The sequence below is a fragment of the Asticcacaulis sp. genome (assembly GCF_027484505.1).
Classification (GTDB): domain Bacteria; phylum Pseudomonadota; class Alphaproteobacteria; order Caulobacterales; family Caulobacteraceae; genus Asticcacaulis.
In genome coordinates, this window is record NZ_JAIXSV010000064.1 from 24,015 (window position 1) to 35,142 (window position 11,128).

Consider the following 11,128-nt stretch of genomic DNA (forward strand, 5'->3'; position numbering starts at 1 on the left):
CAAGCGACGCCGACGCACGCATCGGCCAAAGACCGCCGTTCAGAGTGCGCGCCAGCCGATGTCCGAGCGATAAAACCCCATCGGCCAGTCGATTTTGGCAATGGCGTCATAGGCCGCGTCGCGCGCTTCCTGAATCGTCGCCCCACGTGCGCAGATATTGAGCACGCGCCCACCGGCGGCCGCCAGACGACCGTCGTCCAGCCGCTTGGTCCCGGCGTGGAAGACGCTGACGTTCGGACCGAAATCCTGCTCGGCACCGCGGATGATCGAGCCACCGACGGGGCTGTCCGGATAGCCATTGGCGGCATAGACGACGCAGACGGCGGCGTCTTCGTACCATTCCGGGGCCGGCATGTCCTTCAGGCGGCCCGTGGCGGCGGCCAGCAGATAGGGCACCAGATCGCTTTTGAGGCGCAGCATCAGCACCTGACATTCCGGGTCGCCGAAGCGCGCATTGTATTCGACCAGACGCGGGCGGCCATTTTCGATCATCAGACCCGCATAGAGGACGCCGGTATAGGCGTTCCCTTCCGCCTTCATGCCCGCCATGGTGGGGGCCAGAATCTCACGCTCGGTAATGTCGAGAATATCCTGAGTGACCACCGGCGCGGGGCTATAGGTGCCCATGCCGCCCGTATTGGGCCCCGCATCGCCGTCAAAGGCGCGCTTGTGGTCCTGCGCATAGCCGAACAGGAGGGCCGTTTCGCCGTCAGCAATGGCGAAGACCGAGGCCTCTTCGCCCGCCATAAACTCTTCGATGACCACGGTTTGCGACGCCGCGCCGTAGCGCCCGCCGAACATGGCCTCCAACTCGGCATAGGCGTCGGGCAGGTCGGGCGAAATGGCCACGCCCTTACCGGCCGCCAGACCGTCGGCCTTAATGATATAAGGCGCGCTCTGGGTCTTCAGATAGGCCTTGGCGGCATCAAGGTCCGTAAAGGTCTCGTAAGCCGCGGTGGGGATATTGTGACGCTTACAGAAATCCTTGGTGAAGGCCTTGGAGGATTCGAGCTGCGCCGCCTTTTGCGTCGGGCCGAAACAGGGGATGCCCACGCGCTTTAAGGCATCGGCAATGCCTTCGGCCAGCGCCGCCTCCGGGCCCACCACGACCAGATCGGCCTGCATTTCGACCGCCAGCGCCGTCAGGCCCGCCACATCGGTCACCTTGAGGTCGTGCACCTCGCCCAGCGCCGCCATGCCGGGATTACCCGGCGCAATGGCCAGACGCGCCACGCGCGGCGACTGCCGGATTTTCCACGCGAGGGCGTGTTCACGGCCGCCCGAACCGATCAGCAGGATGTTCATGGGGGTGACTTCCGACAGGACGGCCCCTGGGTCAAGCGGAAAATCGCTGCGTTGGCCAATGTCTGACCCGATGGTCCGCTTCGACTGTGAAAGCGGAAAAGAGTCTGGACAGCCGCGAACCACTGCCCATATAGTCAGACAAATTATACCAAGGGTCATTGAAAATGACTCTTGGTATTCCATTCGATAATTTCTCATGTCACTGATACATATGAGAAATTATCGTTTCTTCAACGGCCGGATGCGGTCAGCATCTTCGGCCGTTGGTATTATAAGAGGAATCCGCCATGTCCACGCTGAACCGTCGCGCCCTGTTTGCCGCCCCGGCCCTGATCGGAGCCGCCACCGTCCCCGCCGTCGCCGCCACACAGCCGAAGTCGTCAGCCTTACGCGCCCCCAAGCCGCCCATGGGCTGGAACAGCTGGAACAGCTTTGCCACCACGCTGACCGAAGCGCAGGCGCTGGAGACGGCGAAGATCATGGCCGACAAGCTCTTGCCCGCTGGCTATGACGTGTTTACCGTTGATATTCAATGGTATGAGCCCAATGCCACCGGCTATGAATACCGCCACGGGGCGGAACTGGCCATGGATGGCTATGGCCGTCTGCTGCCCGCGCCCAACCGTTTCCCGTCGGCCGCCAATGGCGCAGGTTTCAAGCCGCTGGCTGACAAGGTGCACGCCATGGGCCTGAAGTTCGGGGTCCATCTGATGCGCGGCATTCCGCGTCTGGCCTATGAAAAAAACCTGCCGATTCTGGGGACCAAATACACGGCGCGCGACGTGGCCAACCCCAACTCCGTCTGCACCTGGAACACCGACATGTACGGCGTCGATATGTCGAAGCCAGGGGCGCAGGCCTATTATAATTCGGTGTTCAAGCTGTTTGCCGATTGGGGCGTGGATTTCGTCAAGATGGACGATATGAGCCGCCCCTATGACATCAACTGGCCCGAAATCGAAGGCGCGCAGGCCGCCATCGCCGCGTCGGGCCGCCCGATCGTGCTTAGCCTGTCGCCCGGCGAGACGGACCTCAAATGGGCCGTCCATGCGCAAAACAATGCCCAGATGTGGCGCATTTCCGATGACTTCTGGGATAGCTGGGACATGCTGAAGGCGCAGTTCAAGCGGCTGGCCGACTGGAGCCCCTATCGCCGTCCGGGGGCGTGGCCCGATGCCGACATGCTCCCGCTGGGCCTGCTGGCGCTGGGCCAGCGCAAGACCAAGTTTACGCCGGATGAGCAGCAGACCCTGATGACCCTGTGGTCGATCGCGCGCTCACCCCTGATCATGGGCGGCGACCTGCGGGCGCTGGATGAGGCGACGCTGAAACTCCTGACCAATAAGGAGGTGATCGCCCTCAATCAGGACAGCGTGAACAATCTGCCCGTCTCGAACGACGGCGCGCAGGTGGTGTGGACGGCAGAAACCGCGGACGGAAAAGCGCGCTATCTGGCCCTGTTTAACATCTCTGACCACCCGCAGGTGGTGACCCAGCCGTTCAAGGCCATCAATACCCCTGAAAAGGTCCGCGTGCACAATCTGTGGACCGGGGCCGTTTCGACAGCAGACGAAGAGATTTCGCTGGAACTGCGCGGCCACGCCAGCGTCCTGTACAAATTGACTCCGATTTAAGCGCGAGATTAACTTATCGGCTGTGGTGATAGGTTGATCTTTAACACGGCTCTTTTCTCCTCCCCATATCATGGGGAGGTGGCAGCGAGCGTAGCGACGCTGACGGAAGTTTCGCTCACACCGAGCCCTCAACAAAATGTGGTCCCCGGACGCTCACGATCTGGACAACGCGCACCAGTGCACTGCATTTTTAAAGTGGCGGCTCAGCATGAGCTGTGGTGCTTGATAGCAAAACTGCAATCACAAGCAAATTGATAGCTACACATGCAGCATTAAACACATTTTGCTCCGAAAATGAATTGATCTTTAGCACTTATAAATATCAATTATTTTTATAAATTAAATTTTTTGGCTTCTTAATTTTATTTAAAAGCATCTTGTCAAAAAAATCTGGCTCATAATATCTATCCCATGGCGAGTTTCCGAAATAAGCATTCAAAAAATTTTCGACAATTTCGGCACCATATACAGTTACACCCACAAATCCATTTTTCCTATCGGCGGAAAGCATCCTCTCAATATTAATTACTGGATTTTTATTTTCCAACACGTTCCATTTAAAATTATTAAAATATTGATTTGTTGTATAAATTATAGATATTGCTCTATTTTTAAATTCACTCGTATTTTCTATATTGATTTGGTTAAAATCAAAAAACACACAAACAACACCTCCCAAAGCTTCTCCTTCATAGGAGAGAATTTGTCCGAATGCTAAGTCACCATTTGAATTGAGTGGAATGGAAAAAAAATCTCCGACATTCCAATTTTGTTTCTTTTTCATGAATACAACTACTTTCGTTTAAACCAAGGTGCAAATATTTTTCCACCTGCGGTTTTATAGCGCTTATCATTCATTTGAACTCGCTTGTTAACCAAGGGCCCAGCTTTCGATTGAGGGCCACCATACGCCATAACGATCTCATATCGGCGTTCTGGAGACCTTTCTTTCGATAATAAATGTTCGGCCTGCTTGTGACCAAGCCAAAAGCCTGCTTTTTCAGCCAGATAAGCGCCGGCTTCACTTTCACCTGACGGATCTGTTTTGTTTATTGGATCGCCCTTAACAATAGCGCTTCCCCTGGACATCAAGAGAGGTGCTCAAACGATTTTGCCCCACCTCACGCCGCTATAGATTTACGTCCCGTCACGTCCTGAAGCACGCCGAACAGCGACAGAGGCTGCCCCGCCTCGTCGCATTCGACCGAGCCCTGACTGAAGACCGTGCGGATGTCACCATCGGCGCGCACCAGCCGCGCTTCGAAGCTATAGCCCTCACCGCGGTAGGCGGCAGCTTTCACGCAGTCGCTGACGCGCTGACGGTCATCGGGGTGATAGCATTCCAGCGCATTGGTCAGGTTGGGGTGGAAGATTTGCGGCGTCAGACCGTGGATGCGGTAGACGCCCTGCGACCACTCGACCGTCTGGTTTTCCAGATCAACGTGCCAGTAGCCGACCCCGGCCACCGCCTCCATCATCTCCAGCTTCTTTTGATTTTCGTTGCAGCGACGCACAATGGTCTTCTGCATCTGGGCGTCCTTGCGCAGCGTCATCAGCGACGACACCGTAGCTGCCAGCGTGGCCAGACGCGCCTGGTCGCGGTCGCTGAAGTCGGCGCGCGGCTCAGTGTCGATAACGCACAGGGACCCCACCAGCACCTCCCCGAAGCGGATCGGCGCACCGGCATAGAAGCGGATATGGGCCTCCCCCAACACCATGGGGTTATTGGCAAAGCGGGGGTCTTTGGTGGCGTCCAGCACCACCATCACCTCATCGCGGCAGATGGTATAGTCGCAAAAGGCTTGCTCGCGCGGCGTTTCATAGACCGACAGGCCGACGCTCGATTTAAACCACTGGCGAATCGCGTCGATCAGCGAGATCGCCGCCATGGGGGCATCGAACACGTCGGCGGCCAGTCGGGTGACCTGATCAAATTCGGGCTCAGCCTCGCTGTCGAGAATCTCCAGAGTGCGCAAGGCGTTCAGGCGCTGGGCCTCCCGCCGCTGGACCTCGGAAACCGGTGCGTCTGTTTCGGTTATCATCAGGTGCCTTCCTCTTTTTTATCGCTCTAGTTTAGCACAAATTGAAGAAAACAACGTTATTTCCACGCGCACAACCGGTCATTTCGTCACGTGACAGTTTTACGCGTCAGAGGTAAACGGGTGACATGTCCGAAGACCTGCTCAGCCCCGTCGATTCGCAGTCCAACAGCCCGCCCTGGTCGGTATCCGAACTGGCCGGCGCGCTGAAACGCACGATTGAAAGCGCCTATGACCATGTGCGGCTGCGGGGCGAAATCTCCAAGGTCACGCGGCATACGTCGGGCCACGTCTATCTGACGCTGAAGGACGACCGCGCCGCCATCGACGGCGTCATCTGGAAGGGCAATGTCAGCCGCCTGAAAGCGCAACCGCAGGCCGGGCTTGAAGTCATTGTAACCGGTAAGCTGACCACCTTCCCCGCCTCGTCCAAGTATCAGATCGTGATCGAGAGCTTAGAGGCCGCCGGAATCGGCGCGCTGCTGGCGCAGCTCGAGCGCACCAAAGCAAAGCTGCACGGCGAAGGGCTGTTTGCAGCGGAACGCAAAAAACGCCTGCCCTTTGCGCCGAAAACCATCGGGGTGATTACCTCACCGACCGGAGCGGTGATCCGCGACATCCTGCACCGTATCCGCGATCGCTGGCCCTGCCGCGTCATCGTCTGGCCCGTCATTGTGCAGGGTGATGCCGCCCCGCCGCAGATCATTCAGGCCCTGAATGGTTTTCAATCGGGGGCTGTGCCGCGTCCGGACGTGCTGATCGTGGCGCGCGGCGGCGGTTCGGTCGAAGACCTGTGGGCCTTTAACGACGAAGGGCTGGCGCGCGCCGTCGCCGCCTGTACCCTTCCCGTTATTTCCGCCGTCGGGCACGAAACCGACACCACCCTGATCGACTTTGTGTCGGATCGCCGCGCCCCTACACCCACCGGGGCGGCGGAAATGGCGACGCCCGTCCTGAGCGAACTGCGCGGCTTTGTGCTCGATCTGGAGCGCCGCCGTCTGGGCAGCTTTGATCAGGCCCTGCGCAACCGGCGTGAGCGCGTGGCCTTGCTGGGGCGTGCCCTGCCCAAGCCGCAGGACCTGATCGACGCCGCGCAACAGAGGCTCGACTATGCGGCGCACCGGCTGGGCGGCGGTCTGTTGCGCAATCTTAATGCCCACGACACGGCCTTTGCCCGCACGGCGGCGCGCTTTTCGCCTGCCTTGCTGGAGCGCCCGCGTCAGCTCAAGGCCGAGCGCGTGACGCAACTGTCCGAACGCGCCACGGCGGCCCTGACGCGCGGCGTGGAGCGACAAAGGCTGGAGTTTACACGCCTGTCGGCGCGCCTGACCCCGGCCCTGACCCTGCGCCCGCTCGACCTGAAGCGCGAGGCGCTCAACCGCCTGACCCAACGTTTCGACGCGGCCCTCAACCGTCGCCTCGACGACAGCGCGCGCCGCGCCCGGTTGCCTGAGTTAGAGCAACGTCTGGCCGCCGCTTTCGCGCGCCTCTTGGGTCAGAAATCCGAACGCCTGCACCGGCTGGATCAGTTGCGGCTCAGCCTCGACCCCGACCGGCCGCTGAATCTGGGTTTCGCCCGTGTCAGCCGCACCGACGGCCACCTCATCACCTCACCCGACGGCGTGAGTATGGGTGAGGCCCTGACCCTGACCTTCAAGGGCGACCGCACGCTGGACGTTGTGGCCAGCGACGGCACCATCGCACTTCCGGCTCCCAAACCCGCGCCGAAGCCCAGACCGACCCCGCTCAAACCCGAACAGGGCAGTCTGTTTTAGGCCTCAAGATTTAGTTCGGCGCGGGAAAGACGGCTTTCAGGGTGTCAAGCAGGGCGAGGTTCCACACGAAGGGGTCGTGCCCCGCATACAGTCCCGTGAAATGGCAACTCACTCCAGCCGCCTGCGCCTTCAGGCAGGTTTTTTCAGCACCGCTGTAAAACGGATCATAGCGTCCGGCACTGATGTAAAGTTTGACATCTTCCGTGCCAGAAAAAGTGAAGTTGCCGGGGCCTGCGCTCATACCGGCAGACGCCCCTTGCGCGAACGCATCCGGATGCCTGAGCGCGAAGGACAAAGACCACGATCCGCCAGCGGAAAAACCGTAGGTCAGGCGATCCGCCCGTCGCGTACTGACCCCATAACGCGCCTCGACGAGCGGCATGACGTCTTTCAGAACGAAGGCTTCATGATCGGCATAGGCCTGCGGATCGACCTTCGGCGAGGGTAGGTATTCGCGGTTACGCTGATCAAACCCGCCGTTAGTGGCAGGGCCTTCGCCGCTCCAGATTCCCACCAGTACGACCGGGCGGATGACGCCCTCGTCTATCAGGCGTTCCACGATCCGTGCAAACCGGCTGACCGCGCGGCCATCGGCCATATAGACCACGGGATAGCCTTGCGACGGGGGCGGGCGTTTCGGTCTGTAGAGGGTCAGCTTGCGCCGGGCTTTTAGATGGGCGCTGTCTATCTCCACCTCTTCGAGGCTTCCACTCAGTTTTGCCACCGCCTCAAGCTCAGCAGGTGCCTCAGGCCCGCGCCAGTAAAGCCGCGTGGTCGTATCGGCGGATGTCTGCAACCCAATGACCGAACGGTTCAGATCCGGAAACACCAATGTCAGGCCCCATAGCCCTTCACCTAAGGCCTGCATGTCGGGCTGAACCGTGCAGCACAACCGCACACCCGGTGTAGCGGCGCGCGCGGCGACCCGCAGAAGGATGCCGTCTACCCAATAGGTCAGCGAGGCGCTGCCCAATCGGCGCGCCGCTTCGGCGGCTGTGAAATCAGGGGCCTTAACGGAATAGCCGAAGGTTTCGGACGGGGCCGACTGGGCCTGAACCGCCGGCGAAGCCGGGATCAGCCCCAGCGCCATGATCACACCTGACACATACCGCATAATACCCCTCCCCAGCCCGGGGGTCACAACCTATCCGCAAATCAGCAACAGGCGCAATCCGGCTTTTATGACGTGGACACGGTGCAGACGCTTGATCCTCTCACGCAAGCGGCTTATGTTTTAGACATGAATATGCATGCCAAGCCGCCCCTCCCCGATCAGGCCATCCTCCATTACGGAGACGGTGAGTACGCCGTTATGCGTCCGGGCAAGTTCGTGATCTGCGCCGTGTCGGGCAAGCAGATACCGCTGGAGGCCCTGCGCTACTGGAACCCCCGCACGCAGGAGGCCTATGCCGGGCCGGAAGAGGCCACGGCCCGATGGAAAACCCTGAACGGGCGCTAAAGCGCATCCCGAAAAGTGGGACGCACTTTTCGGATCCAGATGCGCGACAAGCCACAATGAAGCGGAGAGACATTCTGGGGGGCGGGCTTGCGCTGAGCCTCGCCGGTAGCGTCACGCCCGGTCTTCTGAACGCCGATCCGCGGCCCTATGGCTCGGTGTGGGCGCGCACCCTCAAAAGCGGTCCCTATAATCTGACCGGTAAGTTTGTGCAGGGCGGCTTTGCCATCGGCCGCGCCGAACCGCGTCAGGAGATTATCGTCGATGGCACGGCGCGCGGCCTGACCTCGGCGCAGGGCGATTTCGTCATCGGCTTTGACCGAGACGCGCCGCCCATGGCGCGGCTGGCCATCGGGTCCGACCCGGTCATGGATTTTGAAATCCTGCGCACCCCCTACGACATTCAGCGCATCGACGGCCTGCCCCCTGATCAGGTCAGTCCCTCGGACCCGGCGCTTCTGGAGCGCATCGCCAAGGAGCGCGACCTTAAAAACATCGGCTTCGCCAGCCGCGAAGACGCCATCTGGTTCACCCATCCGTTTCAGTGGCCCTTGCGCCGGTTTATCAATTCCGGGCGCTTTGGCAATCAGCGCATCCTCAATGGTGAGCCCAAAAGCCCGCACTACGGCTTCGACATGGCGGCCCCCGAAGGCACGCCCGTCTATGCCCCGCAAACGGCGCGCGTGGCGCTGGCCGAACCCGACCTGCATTTCGAAGGCGGCCTGATTCTGCTCGACCACGGGCAGGGCCTGATCAGCATGTATCTGCACCTGTCCACTCTGACCGTAAAGGCCGGCGATCTCGTAACAAAGGGGCAGATTATCGGTCAGGTGGGGCAGAAAGGCCGCGCGACGGGGCCGCATCTGTGCTGGCGGTTGAAGTGGCGCGACCGCGCCCTCGACCCGTCGTTGTGGGTTGTGTCCAGCGCGACATAAAAGGGCACATATTACCATACGACAGATCGTTTATCGTATAATAATATTCTTGATTTTCAAATTGCTTGCGACATTTCGCCGCTTAGGGCCATTGCCCCAAAAATCGGATGCTTATTTAGGCTTGATCTCGCTGCGCCTTCATCGTAACAGCGCTACTCTTTGTCACAGGTTTGCAAAAACAACGCCGCCTTTACATAACACCATAGGCAGAGCGTTATCCGGACTTTGGGGGATATGGCAGATTACGGTGCCCTGAAAATTCTGCTGGTTGAAGACAATCAGCATATGCGTTCCATCGTGCTGGCCATCCTTAAGGGGTCGGGCATCCGCGACGTGCGCGAAGCGCGCGATGGGGCGGAGGCCTTCGATCTGCTGCGTCAGTTTCCCGCCGATATCGCCCTGGTCGATTTCAACATGTACCCTATCGACGGGGTCGAGTTCACGCGGATGCTGCGCACGGCCAGCGACTCGATCAATCCCTACCTGCCCGTGGTGATGATCACCGGCCATTCCGAACGCTCACGCGTGGTCGAAGCGCGCGACGCGGGCGTCAATGAGTTCGTGGCCAAGCCGCTGACGGCGCGCGCCCTGCTCAGCCGTCTCGACGCCGTGGTCATGCGCCCGCGCCCCTACATCCGCTGCGCCAGCTATTTTGGCCCCGACCGTCGTCGCAAGACCGATCAGCCCTATAACGGTCCCCTGCGCCGCGCCAGCGACGGGCTCCTCGCTTAACCGGTTGTTCATAAATATTAACGCGCACTTGGCTTAGCCCCCAAATCGCCGCATAGTCGCCTCTGGCGCGATTCGGCGCGGCTGTTCGACAGGGACACCTGATGGGAAGACTGACCTCCATATTGCTGATGGGAACCTATCTGTTCCTGTCCATGGGCGCGGCTATGGCCCTCTACACGGGCGGGTCGGACACCGGCGCGTGCATCGCGGCGGCGCTGGCGACGATGGCGGTGTGTTTCGCCATCCATAATTTCGTCAATCAGTACCTGTCCGAACGCCGCCTCTCCAAAGAGATTGATCTGGTGCGCGACGCCCACCGCCTGATGGTCGAAGCCATTGATGTCACTCAGAAAGACATGGTTGAGCTGGCCGATCAGATGCAGCATCAGCGCGTCGGCCGTACCGACGAACTGACCACTGAGGTCAAGATGCTGGAAAACCTGGTGCTCAAGCTGGGCGAAAGCATCGAGGAGCGGCTGTCCGACTGGAAGGCCGGACCGGCGCAGGTCGCCGTCGCCGCACCCCTGTCGCGTCAGGAACAGCAAGCCATGGCCCTGATCGAAACGGTGCGTCAGGCCCTGATCGAAAACCGCGTGGACCTCTATCTCCAGCCGGTCGTTTCCTTGCCGCAGCGCAAGACCATCTATTACGAAAGCTTCTCGCGTCTGCGTGATGCCACCGGGCGCGTGCTGATGCCGGCGGAATATCTGTCGGTGGCCGAACCCGAAGGTCTGGTGCCCTCCATCGACAACCTGCTCCTGTTCCGCTGCGTGCAGATCGTGCGCCGTCTGGCCAAGCAAGACCGCCGCATCGGCATCTTCTGTAATATTTCGCTGACCTCGCTGCGCGATGAGGTCTTCTTCCCGCAGTTCCTGGAATTCCTCAACGAAAACCGTGATCTGGCCGATTCGGTGATCTTCGAGCTGGGGCAGGACGCCTACGCGGCGCGCGGGGCCATGGAAGCGCGCCACATGGCGCGACTGGCCGATATGGGCTTCAAGTTCTCGCTGGACAAGATCACCTCGATCGACCTCGACCTGACCGACCTGCAACGCTCGGACGTGCGCTATGTGAAGATCGGGGCCAATGTCCTGCTCGATCAGCTGATGAATATCGACGGCAAGCCGGCCTTGCGCTTCCTCAAGGACATCCACGCGGGCGACTATGCCAACCTTCTGGCGCGCTATGGCATCGACGTCATCGCCGAAAAGGTCGAGAACGAGCGTCAGGTGGTGGACATCCTCGAAATCGA

At 60.0% G+C, this 11,128-nt stretch carries 11 protein-coding genes; 6 read left to right on the top strand and 5 right to left on the bottom strand.

The window, feature by feature from the left end:
• Positions 1-39 precede the first annotated feature (39 nt).
• Positions 40-1,305 carry a phosphoribosylamine--glycine ligase gene (gene purD, locus Q0072_RS03630; RefSeq protein WP_298325863.1) on the bottom strand — a complete coding sequence of 422 codons (1,266 nt, stop codon included), beginning with the start codon at positions 1,303-1,305 and terminating at the stop codon, positions 40-42.
• A gap of 287 nt (positions 1,306-1,592) precedes the next feature.
• Here purD and Q0072_RS03635 point away from each other — a divergent pair, with 287 nt between their 5' ends.
• Positions 1,593-2,939 carry a glycoside hydrolase family 27 protein gene (locus tag Q0072_RS03635; protein WP_298325866.1) on the top strand — a complete coding sequence of 449 codons (1,347 nt, stop codon included), beginning with the start codon at positions 1,593-1,595 and terminating at the stop codon, positions 2,937-2,939.
• A 322-nt stretch (positions 2,940-3,261) separates the two neighbouring features.
• Here Q0072_RS03635 and Q0072_RS03640 read toward each other — a convergent pair whose 3' ends face one another.
• Genes Q0072_RS03640 through Q0072_RS03650 form a run of 3 tightly spaced genes read right to left on the bottom strand, consistent with a single transcriptional unit; the run spans position 3,262 to position 4,981 of the window.
• Positions 3,262-3,723: a hypothetical protein gene (locus Q0072_RS03640; RefSeq protein ID WP_298325869.1), complete on the bottom strand. Its 462-nt coding sequence runs from the start codon at positions 3,721-3,723 to the stop codon at positions 3,262-3,264.
• An 8-nt stretch (positions 3,724-3,731) separates the two neighbouring features.
• Positions 3,732-4,028 carry a hypothetical protein gene (locus Q0072_RS03645; RefSeq protein WP_298325872.1) on the bottom strand — a complete coding sequence of 99 codons (297 nt, stop codon included), beginning with the start codon at positions 4,026-4,028 and terminating at the stop codon, positions 3,732-3,734.
• Positions 4,029-4,060: 32 nt separating this feature from the next.
• Positions 4,061-4,981, bottom strand: coding sequence for a PAS domain-containing protein (locus Q0072_RS03650; protein WP_298325875.1), 921 nt, complete (start codon positions 4,979-4,981; stop codon positions 4,061-4,063).
• A 125-nt stretch (positions 4,982-5,106) separates the two neighbouring features.
• Here Q0072_RS03650 and xseA point away from each other — a divergent pair, with 125 nt between their 5' ends.
• On the top strand, positions 5,107-6,753 hold the full coding sequence (gene xseA / locus Q0072_RS03655; protein ID WP_298325878.1) for an exodeoxyribonuclease VII large subunit: 1,647 nt from the start codon (positions 5,107-5,109) through the stop codon (positions 6,751-6,753).
• 10 nt (positions 6,754-6,763) lie between these two features.
• On the opposite strand, the gene Q0072_RS03660 is transcribed toward xseA, so the two are convergent.
• A complete protein-coding gene (locus Q0072_RS03660) occupies positions 6,764-7,867 on the bottom strand; it encodes an alpha/beta hydrolase-fold protein (protein WP_298325881.1) in 1,104 nt (367 codons plus the stop codon).
• A gap of 126 nt (positions 7,868-7,993) precedes the next feature.
• Here Q0072_RS03660 and Q0072_RS03665 point away from each other — a divergent pair, with 126 nt between their 5' ends.
• The 4 genes from Q0072_RS03665 to Q0072_RS03680 form a co-directional block, all read left to right on the top strand.
• On the top strand, positions 7,994-8,212 hold the full coding sequence (locus tag Q0072_RS03665) for a DUF2093 domain-containing protein (protein WP_126423447.1): 219 nt from the start codon (positions 7,994-7,996) through the stop codon (positions 8,210-8,212).
• A gap of 56 nt (positions 8,213-8,268) precedes the next feature.
• Positions 8,269-9,144 carry a M23 family metallopeptidase gene (locus tag Q0072_RS03670; protein ID WP_298325886.1) on the top strand — a complete coding sequence of 292 codons (876 nt, stop codon included), beginning with the start codon at positions 8,269-8,271 and terminating at the stop codon, positions 9,142-9,144.
• 234 nt (positions 9,145-9,378) lie between these two features.
• Positions 9,379-9,876 (top strand): response regulator, encoded by a 498-nt coding sequence (locus Q0072_RS03675; protein ID WP_290798802.1) that lies wholly within the window; start codon positions 9,379-9,381, stop codon positions 9,874-9,876.
• 101 nt (positions 9,877-9,977) lie between these two features.
• The coding region (locus Q0072_RS03680) for an EAL domain-containing protein (RefSeq protein WP_298325891.1) at positions 9,978-11,128 on the top strand (1,151 nt) is incomplete at its 3' end.